The organism is Curvivirga aplysinae (genome assembly GCF_009711445.1).
GTDB classification, from domain to species: domain Bacteria; phylum Pseudomonadota; class Alphaproteobacteria; order UBA8366; family Aestuariispiraceae; genus Curvivirga; species Curvivirga aplysinae.
The window spans coordinates 35,919-62,127 of sequence record NZ_SMMC01000213.1; the positions used below are offsets into that span (position 1 = coordinate 35,919).

The following is a 26,209-nucleotide window of genomic DNA, read 5'->3' on the forward strand; positions in this document are numbered from 1 at the left end:
TTAATAGTGATTTTTTAAAAGGACACTGCAATTATGCAGCGTCCTTTTATTTTATTATTAAACAATTTCGGAAAAAGTGATAAAATAATTTTTCGTTTGATGCGGATGTTCTTGCAATTCAAGAGGATAAATCGCATTCTATTTAGAGAAAAGAACAGGATTGTTTCTGTTGATTGGTGAAATTTACTCAACTGTTATTGGGGAACTTCGCGCAAATTGCGGATGAGATAGGCAGAAACTAACGCTTGAGAGGCTTGTTAATATGGGCACAACATTATCTGCTGCTGATGTACAACGTTTAATGACGGATCCTTCTGCGGAGACTCGAACTGAGACCGCGGCAAAAGTAGCATCTAGTTTCCAAGACGGAAGTCTGGGTGAAGTAGAACAAAAACTCGCCAGTGAGATTTTTCGTGTATTAGCAAAAGATGCAGAAGAACGTGTGCGTCAGGCCCTCTCCCAGAATTTGAAAAATGCAGCGGGCGTTCCTGCTGATGTTGCTGTTACTTTAGCCAAGGATATTAGTGATAAGGTTGCCTTACCAATTATTCAATTTTCTGAAGCCTTAAGCGAAGATGACCTGATTGATATCGTACGTACTCAGGCGCCACAACGTCAGGTCGCTGTTGCTTCTCGTGAAGACGTGACGGATGGTGTTGCGCATGTTTTGGTTGATGAAGCTGATAAAACAGCTGTTGTGGCACTTGTGTCTAATGAGCGCGTTAATTTATCTGAAGGCGTCTTGGACAAAGTTGTGGAAACCTATGGTGAAGACGAAGATGTACAACGTCCATTGGTTCATCGCCCAACATTACCAATCACAATTACAGAAAAACTTGTAAGTAAGTTAACAGACGAATTAAAAGATTATCTGGTTCAACATCACGAGTTATCTGAAGAAACAGCTACTGATTTAGTCTTACAAGCTCGGGAGCGTGCAACCATTGGCCTTGCTGCCACATATAACGATGAAACGGATGTAGAGGCCTTGGTGAGACAGCTTCATAATAATGGTCGGTTAACACCTTCTATTGTATTTCGATCTTTATGCGTTGGAGATCTTGTGTTTTTCGAAAATGCTTTGGCGATTATGGCTGATGTACCTTTACAAAATGCACGTATCCTCATTCATGATGAAGGTGATTTAGGGTTCAAGTCCCTTTATGCAAAAGGGGGATTGCCATCTAGTCTCCTACCTGCCTTCCGTACAGGTGTTTCTTTAGCCCGTGATAACGAGAAAGAACGCACAGATGCAGATTTAGAGCAGCAAACGCGTTCGATGTTGGAGCATATTTTAACCGCACATGAAGATGTTATCGGTCGATATGGTGAGGAAAACGTTGATTACTTGTTAAACAAGTTTAATCAGGTTGCTTAGTTTTTATCGAAAAAAATAAAATAGAGAATGAGACGGCGATTTTCTAATGAAGTCGCCTTGTTTCTGACATATATCTCCCTAATATAAAGTCTTATGAAGATTATGATGAATATATTCCGACCTAAAATTCAAAAACTAGGTTTCGGTAAGCACACTGTTAGCAGCGTTGCTGCTGCATTGGCTTTTGTAGTTTCTGTGTCCGTAAACCCTTTTTCGGTTGAACCTGCACAGGCAGAAGAAACGAAGATAACTCCCGAAAGCCAAATGCAAATGCAATTATCGTTTGCGCCATTGGTAAAAGAAGCTGCGCCTGCAGTTGTGAATATCTATACCAAGAAAGTTGTTGAGAGTCGTCAAGGTGCTTCCCTCTTTAATGACCCATTCTTTCAAAAGTTTTTTGGTAATCGTTTCAATTTAGGTGGCAAGAAAAAGAAAGTAGAAAACTCCTTAGGATCGGGTGTGATTGTAAAAGACAATGGTGTTGTTGTTACAAACAATCATGTGATTGCGGGGGCGACTGAAATCCGCGTGGTCTTGTCTGATCGTCGAGAATTTGATGCAAAGGTTATTTTAGCTGATGATCGTACAGATTTAGCCGTACTAGAACTTGAGAAAGTGAAAGAAAAATTACCTGCTTTAACTTTTGGTGATTCAGATGCGCTGGAAGTTGGGGATCTTGTGTTAGCAATTGGTAATCCATTTGGTGTCGGCCAAACAGTGACATCAGGTATCGTTTCTGGGTTGGCCCGTACAGCTGTAAGTGTGTCAGACTTCCGCTCCTTTATTCAAACTGATGCCGCGATTAATCCTGGAAATTCTGGTGGCGCCTTGATGTCTATGAATGGTGAAGTTGTCGGTATTAACACCGCTATTTTTTCAAAGACAGGTGGTAGTGTTGGAATCGGTTTCGCTATTCCTGCAACAATGGTTGAAGCTGTTGTGGATAGCGCAATTACGGGTGAGCCATTATTACGCCCATGGCTTGGATTTAATGGTCGCGATGTGACAAGTGAAATTGCAGATGCGTTAGGCATGGATCGTCCCGGCGGTGTGCTTGTTGAAGATATCTTTGAAGGTAGTCCGGCTAAGAAAGCTGGCGTGCAGCCGGGGGATGTGATTTTGTCAGTTGAAGATTACGACGTTGAAGACGGGCAAGTTTTACGTTTCCGATTGGCAACACGCGGTATTGGCGGTACGGCGAAGGTGTCATTGCTGCGTGGTGGTGAGATAAAAGAAGTGTCTTTTGATTTGATTGCCCCACCTGAAACACCTGCACGTGATGAATTTATTGTTGAAGGGCATTCTCCATTAGCCGGTCTACGTCTTTATAATTTATCACCGGCTGTTGCTGAAGAATTATATATGCCAAGCAATGCAAAAGGTGTCGTTGTGTCTGGTGTCATTAAACGCTCACCAGCTGCGCGTCTTGGGATGAAAAACCGTGATCGTATCCTAGCTATTAACGGTCAGGATACGCCAATGGTTCAAGATATACGTGATGCGCTTGAAACAGATGGCGGGGAATGGCATGTGGTGATTGAACGTAATGGCCGTAAACATGTAATTGAGGTGCGTTAAAGATTATGGCTGGGGGCGTAACAGGATTTGAAAATAGTCTGTTTGGTGCGGATGCTCCGCGTCCATTGGCAGATCGTTTGCGTCCCAAAACCATTGATGATGTTGTGGGGCAAGACCATCTTTTAGGTCCAGAAGGCAGTATTCGACGTTTCCTTGATCAAGGACGTTTAACATCTTTGATTTTATGGGGTACACCCGGATGCGGTAAAACCACAATTGCACGCCTACTAGCTGATCACACGGATTTGGCTTTTGAACCTTTAAGTGCGATATTTTCCGGCGTTGCAGACCTACGTAAAGTATTTGACCGAGCAGAATCCCGTCGAATGCAAGGGCAAGGCACTTGTCTTTTTGTGGACGAGATTCATCGATTTAACAAAGCACAGCAAGATAGCTTTTTGCCTTACGTTGAAAACGGCACAATCATTCTTGTCGGGGCAACGACAGAAAATCCAAGCTTTGAACTAAATGCGGCTTTACTATCCCGGTGTCAGGTTTTTGTCCTGAACCGCTTGGAACATGACGCGTTTGAAACTATGCTTCAACGTGCAGAAGAAGAGGAAGATCGAAAACTACCTCTCACACAGGAAGCGCGTTGGGCTCTGATGGATATGGCGGATGGGGATGGCCGCTATTTATTAAACATGGCAGAAGCGCTTTATGCACTTGGCACATCTAACGAAATGGACGTGGAAGAACTAGGGCGTGTGGTGCAAAAACGCCTGCCGGTATATGATAAAGGCCAAGATAGTCATTATAACTTGGTCTCTGCACTCCATAAGGCTGTGCGTGGGTCTGATGTAGATGCCGCTCTTTATTGGTTAGGGCGCATGCTGGAAGGCGGTGAAGATCCCAACTTTATTGCGCGCCGCCTATTGGTTATGTCTTATGAAGATATTGGGATGGCAGACCCGAATGCAGCCGTTCAAGCGTTAAATGCGTGGCAAACATTTGAACGGTTGGGTAATCCTGAGGGGCAAATGGCTTTATCTCAAGCTGTTGTCTATTTAGCCACTGCGCCAAAATCAAATGCCCAATATAAATCCCTGAAAGCCGCGAAAGGTTTAGCGAAAGAAACTGGTTCTTTGCCGCCACCGAAACATATTTTGAATGCGCCCACAAAGATGATGCGCGAGATGGGATATGGGGTTGGATATCAATATGACCATGACTCAGAAGATGGATTTTCTGGGCAAAACTTCTTTCCAGAAAATTTGGCACGTGAGAAACTATATCAGCCTGTTGAGCGAGGTTTTGAACGAGACGTAAATAAACGCCTGGAATATTGGGAAGGCTTGCGCAAAAAACGCAATAAGATATAACCTATTCTTATGAATATGATTTTAGCAATTGCTGCGGGGGGTGCCGTTGGGGCATTGGCTCGTCATTTTTTTGCTCATTGGATAAATAGCCAAATGGCTGGTCATTTCCCGTGGGGCATTATGCTATGTAATATTCTGGGAGCGTTTTTAATGGGGGCATTGATTGAGATGTCTGCAATGCATTGGTCTTTATCACAGGAATTTCGTGCTTTTCTCGTTGTTGGAATCTTAGGAAGCTTTACTACCTTTTCCACATTCGCATTAGATACCGTTTTATTGATGCAAAGAGGTCAGTCTTTCATGATGATCTTATATGTGGGTGTTTCTGTCGCCGGCGCAATTATAGCGCTGATGCTTGCGATGATGTTCGTAAGACAGTTTACATAGTTTATTATGGGTGATGACTTGAAAAAGTCATATAAATCCGTCAAAAGAAACGCTTGAAATTAACGCTTGATTGAATAGGAAAATAGGATGAGCGGTGTACAAACACGTAGTGTCAAAGACAAAGATGAAGGCCTGCGATTAGACCGTTGGTTTAAAACTTATTTTCCAGGATTACCTTTCGGTCAGTTACAGAAGATTGTTCGTAAAGGACAGGTGCGTGTGGATGGTAAGCGTGCTAAAACGAATCAACGCCTTGAAGTTGGGCAGGAAATTCGTATCCCGCCACTGGATGATAATGCGACAGTCGATCCGGCAAAATCAGGTAAACCGCGTGGTCCGAAACCTTTAAGCGATGCAGATATTAAATTTGTACAAAGCTTGGTTATTTTTAAAAATAACGATGTCATTGCTATTAACAAACCGGCCGGCCTTGCTGTGCAAGGGGGAACCAAGACAGAGCGCCATTTAGATGGCATGTTAGAAGCTTTACAATATGAAGCAGATGAAAAGCCACGTCTTGTGCATCGGTTAGACCGTGATACGTCAGGTGTATTATTATTAGCACGTAATCGTGCATCCGCTACCACGATTGGACGTGCATTCAAACATCGTACTACTCGTAAAATATATTGGGCAATTGTTGTTGGTATTCCTGATCCAGAAGAAGGGCGTTGCACCCACCCACTGGGTAAGCTAGGTGGAAAAGGCGGTGAACGTGTTGTTGTGGATGAAGAAAACGGTAAAAATGCTGTCACTGAATTTATGACAATGGAACGGGCAGGCCGTCGTTTGGCATTGGTCGCTTTATGGCCAAAAACGGGGCGTACGCATCAGTTACGTGCCCATATGGCTGCAATTGGTACGCCAATTCTTGGCGATGGTAAATATGGCGGACGTGAAGCATTTGTTGATAGCGAGGATATTGCTAAACAAATGCATTTACATGCACGTGAATTACAATTGCCAGATGAGAAAAACAACAAAATGGGGCCAGCCATAAAGGCGACTTTGCCAGATTATTTCTTAAAGACCTTAAAGGGAATTGGTTTCGAATATGAAGACTGGCTTAACCAAGATCCATTTGAAGATTTAGAATAGATAAAGTGAATATGTGATCGGGATGGATAGACCTAAATTAGTGATTTTTGACTGTGATGGTACTTTAACTGACTCCCAATCACGCATTGTGACAGCAACATGCTATGCTTTTCTACAAGAAGGGTTTGAAGAACCTTCTCGCAAAGATATTTGTCATCAAGTTGGCCTTCCTTTAATGCAAATGATGTATAATCTATGTCAGAAAGACGATATGGATTTGCTGCATCGCATGGTCGAAAATTATAAAAAAGCGGTTTATGAGGTTAAGTTACCCGGTACGCAGATGTCCCCGCTCTTTCCAGATTGCCGAAAAACCTTAACGAAGCTTTACGATAAAGGTTATTTCCTAGGAATAGCGACCGGAATGGGGCGAAGAGGGTTAGAAAGAACAGTAAAAGATCATGGTATTGATCATTTATTCACGACTTTAAAATCAGCCGATGATGGCCCAGGGAAACCAAATCCGGATATTTTATTGGATTCTATGTTGGAATGTGGTGTTGAGGCTAGCGATACGGTTATGATTGGTGATACAGTTTATGATATTGAAGCAGGCGTTAATGCGAGGGCGATTTCGATTGGTGTCGACTGGGGATATCATGCACCGGAAATGCTATTGCAGGCTGGGTCATATAAAGTAATTTCCAGCTTTAATGATTTACCTGAATTGTTAGATGAGGTTTTTATTAGATAGATGCGTATGGTAGCGAAAGTTATAGCAGCATTATTTTCCGGCATAGCAATTTTAAGCGCTGTGGCACTTTTGGTTTTGTTCAGTATTGATTTTAATGAACATAAAGCTTTCGTTGAAGAACAGGTAAAAGATCTTACGGGCCGAGATTTAGTTATCCATGGTGAATTAGATGTCTCGTTATCTTTATTTACACCAAGGTTACGTGTGAGCGATGTTGAGTTTCTAAATGCACCATGGGCAAATGAGCCCGTAATGCTTGAGGTAGGGGAGCTTGAAATTGATCTTGATTTAAGTCGATTGCCTTTTGATAGATTGCTTGAAGTGAATCATATCAAGATTAATGATGCGACTTTGCATATCCAGCGTGACGACTATGGGCAATTAAACTTTCCTTCTACAGAAGAGGCCCCAGTATCTAAACACACAGATAATACTATTCCGATCGTATCTGAGCGCGGCCTTAAACCTAAAGAGCCAATAATCTTGCCTATTATCCATGCGGCAGAAATAAATAGGCTAAAAGTTACATACGCGGATACTCAAGAACCTGAAAAGCGTATCTTTAATTTATATAATCTGACTGTTACAGAAAGTAAGAATGTCGGAAAGCGAAGCATCTCTCTTGAGGGGGATGCATCTAGTATCCCCTTCTTTGTAGAAGGGGAGACAGGAAGCTTTAGTGAGCTTTTTGACGAAGAATTATTTTGGCCTTTTACATTGACCGGAGATGTCGCTGGAGTTCAGCTAGATTTAAATGGAAATCTTCAAAACCCACGGAAAGCTGCTGGTGCGAATGCTGATATCTTTATTATGTCCAATGATATTAGTAAGTTTTCTGCTTTGTCTCATATCTTTGGTGGGTTTGATGTGCCCGACCTTGGCAGCACTGAATTATCCGCAACCTTGAAGGCCGATGAACAGGGGCGATTAGCTGCTCAAAATTTATATTGGTCCGTAAATAAATCAGGAAAGCATCGTGTGGTTATCGACGGTGCCGTTGATGATATCATTGCCCTGAATGGAATTCATGTTTCTACACAGGCTGAAATTCAATCCATTAATGAGTTTATTCGATTGCTGGTAACTGATTTTGATTATCCTGAATTAGGGCAGCTTGCAGTTGATACTAAGTTAAGTGGTGGTCTTGAAAATAAAATCACTCTTTCGGATATAACTGCGACTTTAATTAAGAAGAATCATTATTCAGCAAAGTTAACTGGTGATGTCGGTGATGTTTTAAAGCAATCCGATATAAAAATCGTCACGGAAGCAAGTGTTTCTGACATTTCGGAATTATCCAGCTATCTTAATTATCCAATTCCGAGTTTGGGGCATGGAAGTATTTCTGCAAAAATTAATGGAGATTATCCCGCTAATCTCAATCTAAACGCATTTGATTTGCATGTTAAATCTGGTCAAAAAGTGGATGCAAAATTAACAGGCTCTATTCAGAATTTGTTGTCTGAGCGTGAGATGAATTTGGATTATAATCTAAAATTGGCTGATGTATCACAGACCGCCCAAAAATTTGGATTGAAATTACCCGGATGGAAAAATGTGAAACTGGAAGGTGATCTTTCATCGATGAAAGATGAGTATTTTGATGTGAAGAATTTCATGCTTCAAGTTCAAGATTCAGATATTTCAGGACATGTGCAAATTTCACTTAAGAAAGATGTTCCGGAAATAAACGCGGTTCTTTCAAGTCAGCGTATTGTTATGGGTGATTTACGTAAATCGCAGGCCCATAAATTAAAAACTGCTGCCAAATCTCGTGAAACTGTGGAAAGCCATCAAGAAACTACATCTCATTTGGGACGAAAATATACTGAAAATAGAGTGGATTTCAAAGAACCAACCAAGCCAAGAGTGAAATTATACAGACTATCAAAAGCTGAAATTGATCTCTCAAAGTTAAAATCAGCGAATGTTAATCTAGATGTCTCCATAAATAAATTGGTTGAAGGTGATCTTGCGATTAGCCCCTTAAATGTGAAAGCATCTTTGATAAACGGCAATCTTAAGACACAAAAACTTGAGCTTGGAGATGGAGACGGTCATCTTGCGGAAGGATATATGAACTTTGATACTTCCTCCGGTCAAATCGATACGGATATCGTTTTAAAGGCCAAAGAATTTAATGTGGATGCTTTGCTTAGCGTGGTTGGTTATACGAAATTAATCAATGGTGATGTGCAAGTTAGTCTAGATTTAAAAACCAAAGGGAAGTCCCCTCAACAACTTGCCTCTAATATGCAAGGTCATGTGCAAATGGCGATGGCCAATGGTGTGATGAATGCGGATTCAATCACTAAATATTTTGGTGCTGGCGCAGCTGTTTTTACTGAGCTTTTTACTGGCGGGCAAGCTGATGATGGTGTGAAGATTTACTGTTTCATTGCCGATTACCCCATCGAACAAGGGATTATGAAAACGAAAAGTTTACTTTTTGATTCAAGCGTTTCAACAATTACATCAACGGGAACAGTTGATCTGGGGGAAGAGGAGATTGATCTGGTAGTAACACCTCAAGGGGATATCTTGGGGATTGGTGCCGCATTGCCTGTCATCGTTAGTGGCGATTTTAGGAAGTTTAATGTTTATCCTGATCCTGCAGGAACTGTGGCCTCTTTGACTGGGACAGTCTTATCCGGCGTCTTATTTCCTTTCTCTGTTGCGGGAAGTGTTCTTCCTCTCAATCATAAAGATTCACCTTGTACAGGTGCAAATGCCAAGGCGAAAACTCGTGAAGCAGAGCGTGGCGAAAGTATTATCAATGATTTGGGAACCAAAGCCATTGAAGGAATTTTTAATATTCTTGGTGGGCAGCAAGATTGATTCTTTGGTGCCCTCGTGGCATATCCTCCGCCAAGAAGTTCAATCCTTGTTGGTTATGTGGAAAATAGCAGATGAAACGCTTTTATAAGAATGCAGGTATTGCTGAATCTGGCGATAACTTTGTTGTGCAGTTAGATGGACGATCTATCAAAACGAAATCCAAAGTCACACTTGAAGTGCCATCAGCTGCTTTAGCTGAAATCATTGCCGAAGAATGGAATGCACAAGGTGAAGAAGTTGATCCAACTTCAATGCCGATTATGACCCTTGCAAATACGACGGTTGATCGTGTGATGCCATCGCATAAAGAGATCGCGGATATGCTGGCAGAATATGGTGGTAACGATCTATTGTGTTATCGCGCGGAACCCACTCAGGAAGAATTGGTGCGTAAGCAGCAAGATCAATGGAATCCATGGATCGATTGGGCAATGCGTGAGTTGGATGCACCTTTGAAAGTTACCACTGGTATTATGCATGTGGAGCAAGATGAAAAAGCTGTTTCTGCGCTGGCGAAGCTTGTACATGCGACAACTGCTTTTGAACTAACCGCCTTACATGAATTTACGACAATGTCTGGATCACTTGTTCTAGGGCTTGCGGTATTGCGTGAAGAGCTCCCTGCTGCTGAGGCGTTGAAATTAGGCCTTCTAGATGAGCTTCATCAAGCTGAATTATGGGGGGAAGATTTCGAAGCACAGGATCGTCGCGAAAAATATCATCGTGAAATGACCCAAGCAGAAACTTTTCTTAAAGCTTTACGCGCCTGATTTAAATTAATCTTGAAATAAAATTATAACATTATTTGGTTTCGACTGATTTGTATCATTGTTGAAGCCATTGTTTTTGCGTATTTTTTGTACCATTCGCTAGCGTATGGTATGCTTTTTCTTGCGCGATGCATTTTCTTGCTATATCTATTTTCCATACGGTAGCGTATGGTGGCGTGTGTGGTTAAAGAAGTGATCGGTGTTATAGTCCTTTTTTAATTATGTGAGGCGGGTAGGAAAACGGGTGTAATCCATACCTAATAGTCATGATTTGAAATGCAAGATATTTGCGGTGTGAGTAACTAAAACAACAAAGGGTAAGCTTGATGAAAGATATTATCCATGCCTTGGAAGAAAAACGGGACCAAGCCCGATTAGGCGGTGGGCAGCGTCGTATTGATGCGCAGCATAGCAAGGGGAAACTGACTGCGCGAGAACGGATTGATCTGTTTCTTGATGAAGGGTCTTTTGAAGAATGGGACATGTTCGTCGAACATGACTGTACCGATTTTGGCATGGAAGAAAACAAAATGCCGGGGGATGGTGTTGTAACTGGATATGGCACTGTAAATGGCCGTCAGGTATTTGTTTTCTCTCAAGATTTTACCGTATTTGGTGGGTCTCTTTCGGCGGCGCATGCACGTAAAATTGTCAAGGTGATGGAACAGGCTATGAAAGTCGGCGTTCCTGTGATCGGCCTGAATGATTCTGGTGGTGCACGTATTCAGGAAGGTGTGGCATCGCTGGCTGGTTATGCGGATGTCTTCCAACAGAATGTATTGGCATCTGGCGTGATCCCGCAAATTTCCATGATCATGGGACCTTGCGCTGGTGGGGCGGTTTATTCTCCTGCAATTACTGATTATATCTTTATGGTGAAAGATAGTTCTTACATGTTTGTGACAGGTCCGGAAGTTGTAAAAACCGTGACCAACGAAGAAGTTACACAGGAAGAACTTGGCGGTGCAATTACCCATACAACCAAATCCGGTGTTGCGGATAAAGCGTTTGAAAATGATGTGGAAGCCATTGGCCAGCTGCGTCGTTTCTTAAGTTTCTTGCCAAGTAACAATCGTGAGAAAGCGCCAAGTAAGCCGACATCTGACCCGGCCAATCGCGTGGAAATGTCTTTGGATACGTTGGTTCCGGAAAACCCGAACAAACCCTATGATATGAAAGAGCTGATCCATAAAATGGTGGATGAAGGTGATTTCTTTGAAGTCCAACCTGAATATGCAGCCAATATCATTTGTGGCTATGCCCGTGTCGAAGGGCAAACAGTTGGTATCGTTGCCAACCAGCCAATGGTCTTGGCAGGATGTCTGGATATTGCGAGTTCTATTAAGGCCGCACGTTTTATCCGTTTTTGTGACAGTTTCAACATCCCAATCTTAACCTTGGTTGACGTACCGGGCTTCTTACCGGGCACGTCCCAAGAATATGGCGGTATCATTAAACATGGCGCCAAGCTTCTTTATGCATATGCCGAAGCAACGGTACCAAAGGTAACCTTGATTACTCGCAAAGCCTATGGTGGGGCTTATGACGTGATGGCGTCTAAACATCTACGTGGGGATGTGAATTACGCTTGGCCGTCTGCGGAAATCGCGGTGATGGGTGCGAAAGGGGCGGTTGAGATTATCTTCCGTGCAGATCGTGATAATCCTAAAAAAATCGCAGAAAAAGAACAGGAATATAAAGATAAGTTTGCCAATCCATTCGTGGCAGGCTCACTGGGCTTTATTGACGATGTGATCCGTCCGCATAACACACGTCCACGTATTGCACGTGCATTGCGTATGTTACGCACTAAGAAACTTGAAAATCCGTGGCGCAAGCACGGCAATATCCCGCTTTAAGTTTTAGGAGGATTTAGAAAAATGTTTAAGAAAATTCTCATTGCGAACCGCGGCGAAATTGCTTGTCGCGTGATTAAAACAGCCAAGAAAATGGGCATTAAAACTGTGGCGGTTTATTCCGATGCAGATGATGGTGCCTTGCATATGCGTATGGCGGATGAAGCTGTGCATATTGGCCCTGCGGCGTCGGCGGAAAGCTATCTTGTGATCGACAAGATTTTGGATGCGATCAAACAAACAGGCGCCGAAGCTGTCCATCCGGGCTATGGTTTCTTGTCCGAAAATAAGCTCTTTGCCGAAGCGTTGGAAAAAGCAGGCGTTGCTTTTATTGGGCCACCTAAAGGCGCGATCGAAGCCATGGGTGACAAGATCGAATCCAAGAAACTGGCGATCAATGCAGGTGTAAGTTCTGTCCCCGGTCATGTGGAAGCAATCGACGATCCAGAAGAAGCCGTAAAAATTGCTAACGGCATTGGTTATCCGGTGATGTTGAAGGCCTCTGCTGGTGGTGGCGGTAAAGGTATGCGCCTTGCCTGGAATGATGATGAATGCCGCGAAGGCCTTGTATCTGCGATGAATGAAGGCCGTGCCTCTTTCGGGGATGATCGTGTGTTTATTGAAAAATTCATTGAACAACCACGCCATATTGAAATTCAGGTCATGGCAGATAAACACGGCAATACCCTCTATTTTGGAGAACGTGAATGTTCTATTCAACGTCGTCATCAAAAAGTATTGGAAGAAGCCCCATCTCCATTCTTGGATGAAGCTACCCGTGAAGCCATGGGGGAACAGGCTGTGGCCTTGGCGAAGGAAGTTGATTACTGCTCCGCCGGTACTGTGGAATTCATCGTGGATAAGGATAAAAACTTCTATTTTCTAGAAATGAATACACGTTTGCAGGTGGAACATCCGGTTACCGAGCTTATCACAGGTTATGATCTGGTCGAATTGATGATCCGTGTGGCAAATGATGAAAAACTGCCAATGAAGCAGGAAGATGTGAAATTGACAGGCTGGGCCCTTGAAGCGCGTCTTTATGCGGAAGACCCAGAACGTGGCTTCCTGCCATCCACCGGTCGTCTGGTTCAATATACAGCCCCGGAAGAAATCGAAGGCAAAGTTCGTGTGGATACGGGTGTTGAAGAAGGTGCTGAAATTTCCATGTTCTATGACCCGATGATTGCCAAATTGGTCACCGGGGGTAAGGATCGCAAGGAAGCTTTTGATAATATGCAGCAAGCCTTGGACCTGTATCATGTACGTGGTCTTAGTCATAACCTTGGTTTCTTGAACCAGCTTTGTGGGGATGAAGACATCCGTGCAGGGAATATGACCACCAACTTTATCGGGGATCATTATCCAGACGGCATGACGGAAGCGTTATTAGCCCCTAAGAACCCAAAACTTTTTGCAGCCGTGGCGTCTATGATCCATATGCGTGAATTGGAAGAAGAACAAGGCTTATCCGGCCGTGCCACACCTGCGGAGCCGTTTAAGAAGGGTAAGTTTAATGCCTTCTTGGGTGAAAAGGATAAGATCGAGTATAAGATCAAAATCAAAAAACGTTCTGATACTCATGTGACGGTGAAAGTGGATCGTGAAGAGTTTGAAATTGAGTCTAGCTGGAGCCCGATTGAGCCGATTGTGAAGACAATGGTGAATGATGCCCCCGTGGTGATGCAGCTCGATACATCCGAAGGCGGCAGTATCCTGTCCCATGACGGCGCGCGTATTCGGGTACAACTGATCGAACGTCGCTTGGCACATCTCTTACGCTTGATGCCGTATAAGGAGCCACCTGATCTTTCCAAATTCCTGCTGTCCCCAATGCCGGGCTTGTTGGTCCGTCTTTCTGTCAAAGAAGGTGACCAAGTGAAAGCTGGTAGTGAACTTGCAGTGGTAGAAGCCATGAAAATGGAAAATATCCTGCGCGCTGAACAGGATGTCACCATCAAAGCGGTTTATGCAGAAGATGGCGATAACCTCGCCGTTGACCAAAAAATCGTAGAGTTTGAATAAACTCTAAACTATAAGTTTAAAGGCGGTCCTTTATAGGCCGCCTTTTTCTTAGGCGAGGTTCACTATGACTAAATCAGTTCTCACACGTATCGAAGGCAAAGTGCAGGGCGTCTGGTATCGAAACTGGACAGTGGAAAATGCCAAGGAACTCGGCTTAAACGGCTGGGTGCGAAATCGGGTGGATAGCTCCGTTGAGGCCCTGTTTTCAGGGGATGACTCAATTGTTGATGAAATGCTTAAGCGCTGTGAGGATGGCCCTCAGTTGGCGCGGGTCACTGCTGTCTTGGTTGAAGCTTGTGAAGCTCCTAAGGATGCTGGGTTCCATAAACTTCCAACAATGTAAAAGTATATACGGGGGAAATATGTTTTATAGAAAAATAATAGTTTTATTTGCCGTTATTTTCTTATTATCGGGCTGTAAAGAAAATTTTAGATTGCTTTTGATTGATATAGGTTTGTGGAATTGGGCACCAATATCGATGAGTGAGCCAAGTGTTTTTTATGATAAATATTACACCTCTTCCTCTGGGAAAACTTGGGTTAGACTAACATGGTTAGCTGAAAGAGCCATTTTGCAAAATGATATCCAATTACCATTTATGGATGATGGGTTTTTAATCGCAGAAATATCCTATGATAAAAAAGAAATCATTAAAGTCGATAAAGTAAGAACAAATGCGCTATCAATTGAAGATAAAGTAAATTTCGAGAACTCCTTGAATCAATCTTTGAAGATTTTTATTACCAGTAAAAACAATTTACCAGAGAAACTCCCAAAGCGTTTTAATATTAACATTCCAATTGCCTCAAAAACTGCTGCCAGCGAAGCACGCGCTACTCTCATAGATATGATGTTTAAGAGATGTATTGAACCCATTTCAAGTGGGGAAGTTGCTGATACTGCTGATATGTCGGAATTATGGGAAGAGGATTGGTTGCGAGATGTGAACCAGATTAAATGGAGTGATAAATCTTTCCCAATTCATTTAACTGTTTTGGAGAGAAGTTATCAGCAATCGGTTTATAATGGATGCTCTGTTCATGATCCTTATGATGATTGGTTTAGCTATTTTAAGAAAGGTGATTTTAGAAAAATCTGGGCGTTATGGGTAGATGAGCAACTTAAAAATGGTAAAATTATAACTTTGAATGGTTGCGACGATAATATGCAGAAATATCGTTTTAATGAAAAAACTCCCCAAGGTTTATACACATATGTGGCCTTTTTTGAATATGCAGATCAAGGAGGAGATTTCTTTATATCAATGGCGGATAAAGAGAAGCAAATCAACTGCAAAGGATAAGACTGATTGGGGGTGGTAATAAAATGAAAAGAGCAATTTTTATAATTTTACTAGGCGTTTTGTTCTACGAGAAAGCTGATAGAGATGCTGTGCCTTTGGGAAGAGTTCCCGCGCGAAGATAGTTTGTTTGAAGAGTTATATCGTGACGGTAAGTTGTAAATATGCTCAATCTCTTATGATCAAATAATTCTTATGATACAAGATAGTCTTATAGTTTCTGAGGGCGTTATGCGATTTTTTTTAATTCTTATTTCTTTGGCGATAACTTGGTCTGTTGCTGCTCATTATAGTGAAACCAAATGGAGTTATTTAGTGGCATTCGCGGTAAGCTTATTCACCTTAAAATTTCTTATGTTTTATCCGCAAAAAACCAAAGGACCAAATGCGACGCAATCTATTGCTGATGCTGAATTATCGCGTGATGATTAATAGCGACCTCATAAGGTTTTATCCCTCACATTCTTTTAAAACCCATAATATTGTAGGATTTCTTGATAGGCACCTGATGCGTGTAGCTTTACGAGACCTCGATTAAAGCTTTCTGTGATCGCAATATGACCTTTATGTTTGCGGGAAACGGCAAGATGAAGCTGGTTTTGATCGACGGGCTGATCAATGAAATCAAGCTGTTGGAAGAATGTAGATGGCATCTGGGTGCGTAAAAAATGCAGCATTACAAATTTGTCTGTGACAAATGCATCTGCCCGTTTGTGAAAAACTTGGTTGGTGCCGAATTTATAGTTGCTGACGGAATGGATGTTTAAGCCCTGATTTTTAAGAATACTTTCAACATGGGAACTATTTAGCGTGACAATTCTATATTGTTGTAAATCGGATAAAGCTTCAAAGCTAATTTCATTATCCCGCCGTTTAAACAGGACAGATATTTCATCTCCGATAGGTTCGGTGAAACTGGCCCATATTTCTCGTTCCGGATTTTTATTGGCTAGATATAACGCATCTAATTGTCCTGACTGAACCATTTTCACAGCCCTTGCCCAAGGTAATATCGTTAATTTTACCTTATAGCCTTCATAGGCCAATGCGCGCTCAGCAATTTGCCATGCCCAACCGTTACCGGGTAGATCTTCACTGACATAGGGGCTGAATTCCAATGTGGTGATACGAACAGTTTTATCCGCGCCGAATGCGAAATGGTAAGGCAGGAAAATTAAGATACAGAATACAAATCTTAAATCGCGTAGAAACAACAGAATCTCCATCTGATTTCTGTTAGTTTACTTAAAAACAAATTAGGTTTCTACTTATTCAAACTTGAATTTAGATATGTTTAGACACCAAAAATTAGAATCTTTAATACATCTATACTTCTATAGACACTAAGTTAGTTTCCCAAATAGTCTTTAACCGAAGGAGATTGAGTATTGGTATTTAAGATATCTTCCGGTTTTCCAAATTCTTCGATTCTCCCCTCTTTGATATAGGCGACTTGATCTGCGAAGCCGAGGCTGTCCATCGGGCTATGGGTAGAATAGATCACGGTGAGGTTTAAATCTTCTTGGGCCTGTTTGATCAGGCGCATCATGTTTTTAGACAGGCTAGGATCAAGAGCACTAAAGGGTTCATCTAGTAAAAGAAGTGGTTTATGACGCACCAAGGCGCGGGCTAAGGCGACGCGCTGGCGTTGGCCGCCTGATAAAGTGGCAGGTAAACGTTCTCCCATATTATCCAATCCCACATGGGAAAGGGCGTTTGCTACATTTTCCTGATCTTTTTTAGATAGCTTTAAGCCCGGATCAATACCAATCGCCACATTTTGGGTAATGCTAAGATGTGGGAAAAGATTGTGATGTTGAAACAACATGGTGATCGGGCGTTCACTTGGCGCAAGGGGAATAAGATCATTACCTTGAAAAGAGAGTGTGCCTTGGTGAGGGGATAAGAAACCTGCGATTAAGTCTAACAAGGTTGTTTTACCGCCGCCACTTGGGCCGATCAGGGCAAGGATGTCACCTTGTTTTAAGTTGAAGTCATAGCGAAGCGTTAAATCTTTATAGTTATATTGAATATCGGAAAGGATCAGGCCTGTTTGTTGTATCATTGGGTTTGTCCTTTCGGTCCACCAATCAGGCGTTCCAATATAATAAATAAGAGATAGCAGGTTAGAATTAGGATCAAGGCCGCAAAACTTGCCTCATGTAACCGATAGGACCCAATTGCCCGATAGATATAGAGCGGCAGGGTGGAAAAATCCTGACTACCAAATAGGGCGATAATCCCGAAATCCCCGATCGATAAGGTGGTCGCATAGGCCATGGCAAGACCAATGGGTTTTCGAAGTAGTGAAAAATCTATCATGCGAAAACGGGTCCATCCTTGAATGCCCATACTGATACAAAGAGGTTGGGTTTCCTGAAACCGTTGTTGAAAGGCAGGAATTAAAATCCGCAAAGCAAAGGGTAAAGACATTAATGCGTTAATCAGGATCACTAAAAATGGTCCGATCTGATCTAAACTCGCATAATTGGAAAGCACAATGAATAACCCTGTCGCCAAGGCAAAGGGGGAAAAGACTAGAATGAGTGCCCCGATGGTTTCAACAAAACTGCGTATGGATCTGTTTTGGATATGGCGTAATCCCAAACATAAACTGACCGCCAAAAGGATAGAGAGACTTCCGGCAGAAAGCGATATACCTAGGCTGATCAACCCTGCATTTAGAAGCGCTGGTTTACTCAAATAATTCCATTCAAAATGATAGAGCGCTTTTGCAATAACGGAAAACAAAGGCGGAAACACCAATAACAGGATCAAGGCAAGGCTGACCCAACCGAAGAGGCGTGCCATCCAGCTTTTGTTCTGTAGGAATTTTAAAATGCTTTCCTGTCCGGTTTGATAGGAAATCTCTGTTTCACTTTGTTTGCCAAAACGTACAAGAATAAAGCTTAAAATCGCACAGATCGCCAATTGTAATCCGGATAAGGTGACGGCACGGGCCATATCAAAATCAAAATGAAGGGCTTGGTAGATAGCCACTTCTAATGTGGTCGCCTTTGGTCCACCTCCAAGGGACAGGATAATGGCAAAGCTTGTGAAACATAACATAAAGATCAAGGCTGCCAAGCCGGGTAGAGCTGATCGCAAGGCAGGTAATTCAACTAATCTGAATCGCTGCCAAGGCGTGAAATTCAACTGGATCGCAGATCGCCATTGTTCTTGTGGGATGTCATTCAGGCGGGATAACAAGCTGCGCACTGCCAGTGGCGTGTTGAAAAAGACATGGGCCAAAAGGATACCGAATAATCCATAAAGATAACCTTTGGTTTCAATGCCAAGGCTTCGCATCATCCAGACAATATAGCCGGAATTCCCATGTACCTGAATAATCCCGAGGATGGCCACAATGACCGGCATGACAAGGCAGAGACCAAAATAGGTCAGGATGATCCTTTTACCGGGAAAATTATGGTAATAGAAAAATCGTGCTAACGGGATCGCAAATAGAAGGCTTAATCCCGTGGAAAGAGCAGCTTGCCATAAGGTGAAAACCAATACCCTTTTGATATAGCGACTTTGTAAAACATCGAAGAAATTATAGCTTTCAGCCTGTAAGGCTAAATGAAAAAAAGCGGTCCCCAAAATCGTGATCAATATGCCAATGGATATCAGCAGTAAGATTGTATCACTGCCAAATTTGGAGTTGTTATAAAAGATACGCATTTCAGGGACGCTTTGAAGGACTTAAACCGCTGGCTTATTGGCTAACGGCTTCCAACCATTCATCAACCCAGTCACTGTTATTCTTTGCCACATCTTCTGATGAGATAGACAAAGAGGTTTCTGGATAATGGATTTTATCTTTGGCAAAAGCTGCTGGTAATTCCCCCGCAGCCGCCACAGGCAACATCCAGTTTGTGGTTGGGATGATGGATTGGAATTTATCAGATACCATAAAGTTCAGGAATTGATCTGCCAAAGCGGGATTAGGCGCGTTTTTCAATTTTGCGGCCACTTCGATTTGTTCATAATGGCCTTCGCTGAAGGGCGCAGATTTATATTTAAATTCGCCTTCTGCTTCCATGTGATAGGCAGGTGAAGTGGTATAGCTCAACACCATATCTGCTTCCCCTTCCAGGAACATCCCGTACGCTTCGGACCAGCCTTTTGTGGTGGTAACAATTTTCTTGGATAGTTTTTCCCACGCTTCGCCTGCTTGGTCGCCATATACGGATTTTACCCAAAGCAATAAACCAAGGCCCGGGGAAGACGTACGCGGATCTTGGATCACGATAGATACATCTGCATCTTCCACTAATGACTTTAAGCTTGTCGGTGGGGTTGTTTTGCTTGAATCATACACAAAAGCAAAATGGCCATAATCAAACGGAACAAAAGTTGTGTCACTCCATCCATTAGGCAAGCTGAGTTTGGAAAGATCTGTGGCACTTTCGATAAAAAGTTCGGTGTTTTTTGCACGGGAAATTAGATTTTGATCAAGGCCAAGAACTATATCCGCTTTGCTGTTTGATCCTTCAAGACGTAAACGACTTAAAAGGCCAACCGCGTCTTCGGTAGCAACCCATTGTAAGTCACATCCGCATTCTGCTTCAAACGCTTTTTCCACTTGTGGACCCGGCCCCCAATCGGAGGTGAAGGAATCGTAAGTATAAACGGTGAGGACATTGTCATTGGCATTTGCCAAAGCAGGGGCCAAAGCCAATACGGCAACGGCAAGAGATTTCTTAAATGTTTGAGATAAGCTCATTTCGCGCTCCATTAAGGTTCCTGTTTAAAGGACCCAATTTGGTTAATGGGTAGCGGCGGTCTTGTATGAAATTTTCAGAATTTGAAAAACTCTGTGATTTCCTCAATCCCTCCGCCGGAATTACCCGGTTCAGGTTCAGCGGGTTTTCGAAGAAAGTTTTCGAATCTCAGCTTGCAAAGCACCCCGTTGAGATCAGCAGAATTTATGCGGTTTTAACGTGAGAATCAAGATGCCTCAGGATCAAAACTCGCTTCGAATGTGGATTTTAAAGCCATATCCAGATCATGCATGGTTACGGGCAATCCCAAGTCAACCAAAGAGGTCACGCCTAGTTTCTCATCCCCGATGCCGCATGGTACAATCCCGCCAAAATGGGACAGGTCCGGTTCCACATTGATGGAGATACCATGAAAAGTGACCCATTTACGAAGGCGCACACCAATGGCGGCAATTTTGTCTTCATAACCATTGCCACGATCTACCCAAATGCCAACACGGCCTTCGCGTGTTTCACCAACCACATTGAACTCTTCAAGTGCGTTTTTGACCCATTCTTCCAGATGGGCGACAAACCAGCGTACATCGGGATTGCGCTTTTTTAGATTCAACATCACATAAGCGATTCGTTGACCCGGACCATGATAGGTATATTGTCCACCACGCCCCACGTCATATACTGGAAAACGATCGGGGGTGAGTAGGTCTTCACGCTTCGCGCTGGTGCCTGCGGTGTAAAGAGGGGGATGTTCCAGAAACCAGATGCATTCCGGCGCTTTACCTGCCTGAATATCGGCCACCCGTTGTTCCATAAAGGCGGTGGCGGTTTCATAGTCTACATAGCCGTCTTTGCCATCCAGCCCGTATTTCCATTCGATTTCTTTGTTTAGATCGCTAAAATTTTCAGTCATGACAGCATATATAGGAAGAATGGGCTTGATTAGCCAGCCCCCTTTTGTTATTCACCACCCGTCTCAAGGATTTGGGACTTCTACCAAGCCTGATAGAATTATTTCTAACAAGGCAAATGCGATGCGGTCGTGGCGGAATTGGTAGACGCGCAGCGTTGAGGTCGCTGTGGGTTAATAGCCCGTGGAAGTTCGAGTCTTCTCGACCGCACCATAACTCTAAAGAGTTCAAGAACCCCGTTCAGTTATCTGAAGCAGGGTTTTCTTTTAGTTTTTTATGTAAAAACTCCATGACCGAAGCAACAATCATTGCAAACCAGTTCCCGATGTGAAGATAAAACAAAATACCATAGAAAACTAGCCCACTTTTACTCTTGGGCAACATTTTGAAATCGTCGAAGGGATATTGGATTATAACATGCAATATTAATATAATTAGTATCCCTAATCCAATATAGGGCCAGCGCATCCAAGGAATTGATGCAGCTAAGATATACATGCTAAATGTAATGTATGTAGAGATACGATCTAGGTTAGAAAAAAACACAGGAGAAGCGATCAAAATGCAGCAAGAAATAATTATTATTGCTACAATTGGTACTCGAAGTAATTTCTCAAAACGCTCGATCATCCAAGATTTCCTGAATATATGTTAAACTTATTGCCCAAAAAGTTTGAGCAAAATATCTTTTCCATATTGGGCAGGATTTTCGCGAATGGCGGCTTCTTCTATAGCTAGGTAATGAAATAAACCTTCCAAAGCTAAATCTGTGGCGTGGTCCGTCAAGTCGGCTTTTAGATCAGGCATAAAGGGAATTGTGTCATATTCACCGAGTAGCTGATCATAGGCTTGGATCGCGCCAACATCCTGAAGGCTTTGATCAATAACGGGGGAGATGGTTTGTTTGAGATCAGATGTGGAAACTTTACGAAAATAAGATGTGGCCGCATCTTGGGGACCTTCATAGATCGCCTTAGCATCTTCAAAACTCATATCCTGAATAGCTTTTAAGACCAGATCACGCGCTTTAGGCATGGCTGCTTCGGCCCCTCTATTGAGGCGCAATTCAATATCATCGGCCATAGAAGACAGGCCGAATTGACTTAATGTGGATTGAACAGCTGTAAGTTCTTTGGGGAGTGGGATATGAATCTTGGGGTCCCCATTAAAGCCATCCGCGGCACCTAGCTGTCCTACCACCGTTTGAACCCCAACATTTAAGGCTTCTTTAAGTCCTTCGATAACTTCTTCATTGGATAAAAGACCTGCAACGCCGCTACTACCTGAGTTTTCACTTTCGGTTACGCCCGTTTCTGTAATCACATCTTGCAATTTATCCAACCAGCTCGAAGCTTCAGCTTTGGAGTTATTCAATATTGTAAGGGCGGGTAACATCATCAAAATGGAAAGGGCTGAAACGGAACGATTTCTTAGCATAGTGAACTCTGACCTTCGGAAATATGCGTTGCAAGGTTTGTGAAAGGAAGTTTAAACATATTGCGATGTTTTTCCTAACAGTTTTCATTACATAAATTGCGGATCAATTTATTTGATAGAAATGTTAGAAATCACAACATGAAACTCTCGTTATTATTGAGATTTCAAGTGTCTGAAAAATTAAAGCCTATTCTATTGATAATAGTAGGTTAATCATGTAATGGGAACGGAGGCTTCAAAAGGGGGAAATTATGAAATCTGTTTTTATTAAGATATCACTCTTATTTTTTGCGATTGTATTTATCGCAGCTTGTCAAACTTCATCTTTTAGTAAAGACCAGCCACTTAAACTTAATTATTATACGGCTAAAAATTTTGAATCGTTCATTGAAAGAAAAGATACAACTTTATTTTTCGTAGATACATATGGTGATCGGTCATATTACTATTATTGCCCGCATACAGCCTGTTCGGACACACTCAGGAATTCTGGGAATTATGCGTGTGAAAGATATCATAGTAAATACAATGTTGAATGTGGTCTACTCGCGACAAAATATGGTATACAATGGAAAAATGCAGGCAATTTTATGCCGTTTAAATCTGAGACCGTTTTTCAGAAATATGGCAGTTATTTCTACGATGAAGATTGAGATTATCTTGGTTTAAGCGATGACTAACCAACAACCAAATAACCCGCTACATGGGATTAAACTTGAAACAATTGTGACTGAACTTGTGGAGCATTATGGCTGGGACGGGTTAGGGAAGCGGATCAATATCAACTGTTTTAAGTTTGATTGTTCTGTGAAGTCGTCTTTGAAGTTTTTACGAAAAACTCAATGGGCGAGAGATAAGGTTGAAAACCTTTATATTTCGACATTTTGCAAAAAATAAGCCCCGCAAATACGAGGCCTAGGTCTGAGAATATCTAAAACAGCACTTAATTTACTTTATCGATTTCATGTTGGGCACGAAGGCCAACAGCGATGCGGTTCCAGATATTAATGGTGCCCACAGCCACAGTCAGCTTTGCGATTTCTTCATCGGAAAAATGTGGCTTTAACAATTCATAGTCAGAATCTGGTGCCCCTGTTTGAGCTACATTGGTGAGGGATTCTGTCCATGCTAAAACCGCACGCTCCTTATCACTGTAAACCGGGCTTTCACGCCAAACGGAAATCAAGGATAACCATTGATCGCCAAAGCCATGTTTGCGTGCTTCTTTCATATGCATATCAATGCAATAGGCACAGCCATTGATTTGGGAAGCGCGAATTTTCAGCAGATGTAAAATACCTTTTTCAATGCCGGATCTTTGCGAGACGAATTCTTCCAATCCCAATACAGCTTGAAATGCTTCTGGTGAAGCCGTGATATAATCCATTCTTTGTTCCATGAGTTTATCCTTTCTTTAATCCTTACATTAAGATTTTAAGGGGCGTTGATTTGCTTCCAAGAAGGCACATCCCTGCGCCTGTAAGCTGCCGTCATCTTCTGCCATCACTTGATCCAGAAGGCTTGCAATGGTGACTTTGTCCAATTCTGTGCGATAGGCCCATTCGGCTTTCAACATGGCGGCATTAATTTGGCAGGGGGCCTTGTAATATTCTTTGGGAAGGGGATTCGGTCCTTTTTGCCGGATTTCCTTGCAACGAAAGGCAGGGGCGCGACCTTCAACTGCGAGTACAACATCTAACAAGCTGATCTTATCTGTCGGACGTGCCAGACTATAGCCTCCTTTCGGACCGGGAACTGTATTTAAAATACCTTCCCGGGAAAGTGCTTGAAGATGTTTTAACAGATAGCTAGTTGAAACACCGTGATATTCCGCCAAAGCCGCCGCAGATAGCACATAGCCATCTTCGACTGTTCCTAGCATTGCCACTGCATGTATGGCCTGTTCAACACCATCACCTAATTTCATTTTATGATCTCCTCTTAATCATGGATAAAATATATCCATGATTATTTTTTTAAATCAAGAGCTATCTGAATATTAATTTTCTGGTGAAGTTAAACTCGGTTGAGAAATTCTAATAAATCTTCATCTGACAAGGTTTCCAGATCGACAATCGCTTGATAGGGGTCACCTGTTAAACCAAGGATTTGGGCAAAGGCAGGTTCTGTTTTAATGCCTTGCTGTTTAAGGTTGATCACTTTTTTTCTTAAGCTTGGTCTTAAAGAAAGTAATCTTTGTTCAACATGAAAATGACGAACACCCCATTGATAACATACAGGGATATTCTGGCAGAAGATTTCAAATTCCCATTCATAGGCATGGAAGGAGGTCAGAACTGTCGGAACCTGATTTCGGATATATCTATGGCTTTGAAACTGTTTTAAATGTCCAAGATGATCATTGAGATGAGCTTGAAATCCATCTAAATCCTTAGTGTAACAAGCAATATCAATATCGCTGAGTTCTATTTCAATATCTAACGGAGGTGTTCCGATAACAGCCGGCGTGAATTCTTTTAGGATTTCCAATAAATTGAGTCGTGAGAGAGCCGTTTGGTAATTTGACTTCATTCTAGATAAGCAGCTTTCATCTAACAGTGAGCCCTTCGGCTAGATAGTATAATATTCTTCATGTGTGAAAGCACTGTTTTTTCCTAGGATTGCTTCTGCCATATCAGGAATTCCATGAAAGAATGTATATCCAATAATGTATTTAACTTTGCCGTCATGATTAGCAAGCGGAAGAGAAAGTCGTTCATATTGTACTGGATAATCACAGGTTGGAAGATAGCGGTAACCATGATGGAGAGCAACGGTGTTTTCGTCCGTGATTTTATTTAAAAACGTGATCATTGTGTCTAGCATTTCACCAGAGAAAAAGTCATGGATATAAGTCCCTGCGATACCTGTCCCAAAATTTTCTATGATATGATCGCCTGCTAAACGATAGATGTATTCCTCACCTGAAACTCTTTTGATTATCCAGATATAAGGGGTGAATTTGATAAAGGAAATTGGGTCAATATCTGTGCGTTGAGGTAAGCGGTTTTCGCGTTCATAAATTTCTGACCAATGGTTTAAAAGAACGCGCGCTCCTTCATTTTCAATTTTTGTTAGCAAGCGGGGCTTGCTGCATTTCCAATCATCATTTGGCAAGTAAACTCACTTTCCTTTAATGATCCATCTGCCTTAAAACTATGCCTATTCTTAAGTAAGCTGGATGGCTCCTAATATATAATTTGCTCGCCCCTCTTTATCTAGCAGAGGGCAATCAACGGATTCGTATCCGCGTGTATGCTTTCCAAGCATATGAATATTGCCGACACAGAAATGGCAATTTTCTTTTTCTAGAACCTGATCATAATATCTAATTAGATCGTTGAAATTGTCTTCATGGTTTTCATGAATATCTCTATATTTCACGGTTCGATTATGTGTTTCTCTTCCTGTGATCGTATTTACATCTTCACCACATACAACGAATTTATAGACGCCATTAGCAATGCGGTGAGCTAAGTAAATATTTGAAGCATGCCTTAGGTGGTTAATTATTTGAAAGTCTTGTTTATATGGGATGTTGCCTTTGTAGCTTGACCACCAATTATAAATGCTCTTTGTGCAACGCAACGTTAAATCACTTTTTGCATGAACCTCAAATACGTTTGCGGAGGCATGGAAATCTTCGACATTCTGAAGAAAGTCTTCCTCCATTGCTATGGACATTTTTGCAGCTGAATACATATCTCTAAATCGACTTGCTCTTCTCGGTTAAAAAAATGCTATTTTTATAGCGACCCAGATCAAAAGGCCTCTTCTGGCATTTTTTCGTATCTTAAGCAAAATGCCTTTATTATTAAAAAGATAGACCCAGCGGGTCTAACCGTATAAATATTGATTAGGTAAATGGTATCTAAACATTACTAATAAAA

At 42.2% G+C, this 26,209-nt stretch carries 26 protein-coding genes, 1 tRNA gene and 1 riboswitch; of the genes, 15 read left to right on the forward strand and 12 right to left on the reverse strand.

What is annotated here, in order from left to right:
* The first annotated feature begins 262 nt into the window (after positions 1 to 262).
* The 13 genes from E1160_RS15870 to E1160_RS15930 all read left to right on the forward strand — a co-directional run bounded on the left by E1160_RS15870 (position 263) and on the right by E1160_RS15930 (position 15,679).
* Positions 263 to 1,378, forward strand: a complete 1,116-nt coding sequence (locus E1160_RS15870) for a DUF2336 domain-containing protein (RefSeq protein WP_155156987.1) — start codon at positions 263 to 265, stop codon at positions 1,376 to 1,378.
* Between the two features lie 105 nt (positions 1,379 to 1,483).
* A complete protein-coding gene (locus E1160_RS15875) occupies positions 1,484 to 2,956 on the forward strand; it encodes a DegQ family serine endoprotease (RefSeq protein ID WP_218048953.1) in 1,473 nt (490 codons plus the stop codon).
* Between the two features lie 5 nt (positions 2,957 to 2,961).
* Positions 2,962 to 4,278: a replication-associated recombination protein A gene (locus E1160_RS15880; RefSeq protein ID WP_155156991.1), complete on the forward strand. Its 1,317-nt coding sequence runs from the start codon at positions 2,962 to 2,964 to the stop codon at positions 4,276 to 4,278.
* A gap of 9 nt (positions 4,279 to 4,287) precedes the next feature.
* On the forward strand, positions 4,288 to 4,665 hold the full coding sequence (gene crcB, locus E1160_RS15885) for a fluoride efflux transporter CrcB (RefSeq protein ID WP_155156993.1): 378 nt from the start codon (positions 4,288 to 4,290) through the stop codon (positions 4,663 to 4,665).
* 87 nt (positions 4,666 to 4,752) lie between these two features.
* Positions 4,753 to 5,763: an RluA family pseudouridine synthase gene (locus tag E1160_RS15890; protein ID WP_155156994.1), complete on the forward strand. Its 1,011-nt coding sequence runs from the start codon at positions 4,753 to 4,755 to the stop codon at positions 5,761 to 5,763.
* A 22-nt stretch (positions 5,764 to 5,785) separates the two neighbouring features.
* Positions 5,786 to 6,457, forward strand: a complete 672-nt coding sequence (locus E1160_RS15895; protein ID WP_155156996.1) for an HAD-IA family hydrolase — start codon at positions 5,786 to 5,788, stop codon at positions 6,455 to 6,457.
* Positions 6,458 to 9,295 carry an AsmA family protein gene (locus tag E1160_RS15900; RefSeq protein ID WP_155156998.1) on the forward strand — a complete coding sequence of 946 codons (2,838 nt, stop codon included), beginning with the start codon at positions 6,458 to 6,460 and terminating at the stop codon, positions 9,293 to 9,295. It abuts the gene before it with no gap.
* 71 nt (positions 9,296 to 9,366) lie between these two features.
* Positions 9,367 to 10,065, forward strand: coding sequence for an ATP12 family chaperone protein (locus E1160_RS15905; RefSeq protein WP_155157000.1), 699 nt, complete (start codon positions 9,367 to 9,369; stop codon positions 10,063 to 10,065).
* Positions 10,066 to 10,391: 326 nt separating this feature from the next.
* Positions 10,392 to 11,924 (forward strand): acyl-CoA carboxylase subunit beta, encoded by a 1,533-nt coding sequence (locus E1160_RS15910; RefSeq protein WP_155157002.1) that lies wholly within the window; start codon positions 10,392 to 10,394, stop codon positions 11,922 to 11,924.
* 21 nt (positions 11,925 to 11,945) lie between these two features.
* Positions 11,946 to 13,946: an acetyl-CoA carboxylase biotin carboxylase subunit gene (locus tag E1160_RS15915; protein WP_155157004.1), complete on the forward strand. Its 2,001-nt coding sequence runs from the start codon at positions 11,946 to 11,948 to the stop codon at positions 13,944 to 13,946.
* Between the two features lie 64 nt (positions 13,947 to 14,010).
* Positions 14,011 to 14,289, forward strand: coding sequence for an acylphosphatase (locus E1160_RS15920; protein WP_155157006.1), 279 nt, complete (start codon positions 14,011 to 14,013; stop codon positions 14,287 to 14,289).
* Positions 14,290 to 14,308: 19 nt separating this feature from the next.
* Positions 14,309 to 15,250, forward strand: a complete 942-nt coding sequence (locus E1160_RS15925) for a hypothetical protein (protein ID WP_155157008.1) — start codon at positions 14,309 to 14,311, stop codon at positions 15,248 to 15,250.
* A gap of 228 nt (positions 15,251 to 15,478) precedes the next feature.
* Complete coding sequence (locus E1160_RS15930; protein WP_155157010.1) at positions 15,479 to 15,679, forward strand: hypothetical protein; 201 nt, start codon at positions 15,479 to 15,481, stop codon at positions 15,677 to 15,679.
* Positions 15,680 to 15,714: 35 nt separating this feature from the next.
* Here E1160_RS15930 and E1160_RS15935 read toward each other — a convergent pair whose 3' ends face one another.
* From E1160_RS15935 to lipB, 5 genes are all read right to left on the reverse strand, one after another.
* Complete coding sequence (locus E1160_RS15935) at positions 15,715 to 16,461, reverse strand: substrate-binding periplasmic protein (protein ID WP_218048954.1); 747 nt, start codon at positions 16,459 to 16,461, stop codon at positions 15,715 to 15,717.
* A 134-nt stretch (positions 16,462 to 16,595) separates the two neighbouring features.
* On the reverse strand, positions 16,596 to 17,312 hold the full coding sequence (thiQ, locus tag E1160_RS15940; protein WP_155157014.1) for a thiamine ABC transporter ATP-binding protein: 717 nt from the start codon (positions 17,310 to 17,312) through the stop codon (positions 16,596 to 16,598).
* Positions 17,309 to 18,931: a thiamine/thiamine pyrophosphate ABC transporter permease gene (gene thiP / locus E1160_RS15945; RefSeq protein WP_155157016.1), complete on the reverse strand. Its 1,623-nt coding sequence runs from the start codon at positions 18,929 to 18,931 to the stop codon at positions 17,309 to 17,311. Before thiP ends, thiQ begins: the two co-directional genes overlap by 4 nt.
* Positions 18,932 to 18,965: 34 nt before the next feature.
* Positions 18,966 to 19,976 carry a thiamine ABC transporter substrate binding subunit gene (thiB, locus tag E1160_RS15950; RefSeq protein ID WP_155157018.1) on the reverse strand — a complete coding sequence of 337 codons (1,011 nt, stop codon included), beginning with the start codon at positions 19,974 to 19,976 and terminating at the stop codon, positions 18,966 to 18,968.
* 89 nt (positions 19,977 to 20,065) lie between these two features.
* Positions 20,066 to 20,172, reverse strand: a riboswitch (TPP riboswitch).
* Positions 20,173 to 20,200: 28 nt separating this feature from the next.
* Positions 20,201 to 20,851 (reverse strand): lipoyl(octanoyl) transferase LipB, encoded by a 651-nt coding sequence (lipB, locus tag E1160_RS15955; RefSeq protein WP_407923910.1) that lies wholly within the window; start codon positions 20,849 to 20,851, stop codon positions 20,201 to 20,203.
* A 156-nt stretch (positions 20,852 to 21,007) separates the two neighbouring features.
* Here lipB and E1160_RS15960 point away from each other — a divergent pair.
* A tRNA-Leu gene (locus tag E1160_RS15960) sits at positions 21,008 to 21,095 on the forward strand.
* Between the two features lie 27 nt (positions 21,096 to 21,122).
* Here E1160_RS15960 and E1160_RS15965 read toward each other — a convergent pair.
* Together E1160_RS15965 and E1160_RS15970 are read right to left on the reverse strand one after the other, a co-directional pair.
* Positions 21,123 to 21,512, reverse strand: a complete 390-nt coding sequence (locus E1160_RS15965) for a hypothetical protein (protein WP_155157023.1) — start codon at positions 21,510 to 21,512, stop codon at positions 21,123 to 21,125.
* A gap of 27 nt (positions 21,513 to 21,539) precedes the next feature.
* Positions 21,540 to 22,319 (reverse strand): DUF4197 domain-containing protein, encoded by a 780-nt coding sequence (locus tag E1160_RS15970; protein ID WP_155157025.1) that lies wholly within the window; start codon positions 22,317 to 22,319, stop codon positions 21,540 to 21,542.
* A gap of 672 nt (positions 22,320 to 22,991) precedes the next feature.
* On the opposite strand from E1160_RS15970, the gene E1160_RS15975 reads away from it, so the two are divergent.
* Positions 22,992 to 23,216 carry a VF530 family protein gene (locus E1160_RS15975; protein WP_155157027.1) on the forward strand — a complete coding sequence of 75 codons (225 nt, stop codon included), beginning with the start codon at positions 22,992 to 22,994 and terminating at the stop codon, positions 23,214 to 23,216.
* Positions 23,217 to 23,262: 46 nt separating this feature from the next.
* Here E1160_RS15975 and E1160_RS15980 read toward each other — a convergent pair whose 3' ends face one another.
* The 5 genes from E1160_RS15980 to E1160_RS16000 all read right to left on the reverse strand — a co-directional run bounded on the left by E1160_RS15980 (position 23,263) and on the right by E1160_RS16000 (position 26,003).
* Positions 23,263 to 23,718, reverse strand: coding sequence for a carboxymuconolactone decarboxylase family protein (locus tag E1160_RS15980; protein ID WP_155157029.1), 456 nt, complete (start codon positions 23,716 to 23,718; stop codon positions 23,263 to 23,265).
* A 27-nt stretch (positions 23,719 to 23,745) separates the two neighbouring features.
* A complete protein-coding gene (locus E1160_RS15985) occupies positions 23,746 to 24,246 on the reverse strand; it encodes an Rrf2 family transcriptional regulator (RefSeq protein ID WP_155157031.1) in 501 nt (166 codons plus the stop codon).
* Positions 24,247 to 24,335: 89 nt separating this feature from the next.
* Entirely contained in the window at positions 24,336 to 24,851 is a 516-nt protein-coding gene (locus E1160_RS15990; RefSeq protein WP_155157033.1) for a DUF4269 domain-containing protein, read from the reverse strand.
* 39 nt (positions 24,852 to 24,890) lie between these two features.
* Positions 24,891 to 25,400 carry a PAS domain-containing protein gene (locus tag E1160_RS15995; RefSeq protein ID WP_218048955.1) on the reverse strand — a complete coding sequence of 170 codons (510 nt, stop codon included), beginning with the start codon at positions 25,398 to 25,400 and terminating at the stop codon, positions 24,891 to 24,893.
* An 87-nt stretch (positions 25,401 to 25,487) separates the two neighbouring features.
* Positions 25,488 to 26,003, reverse strand: a complete 516-nt coding sequence (locus E1160_RS16000; RefSeq protein WP_218048956.1) for a PAS domain-containing protein — start codon at positions 26,001 to 26,003, stop codon at positions 25,488 to 25,490.
* Positions 26,004 to 26,209 lie beyond the last annotated feature (206 nt).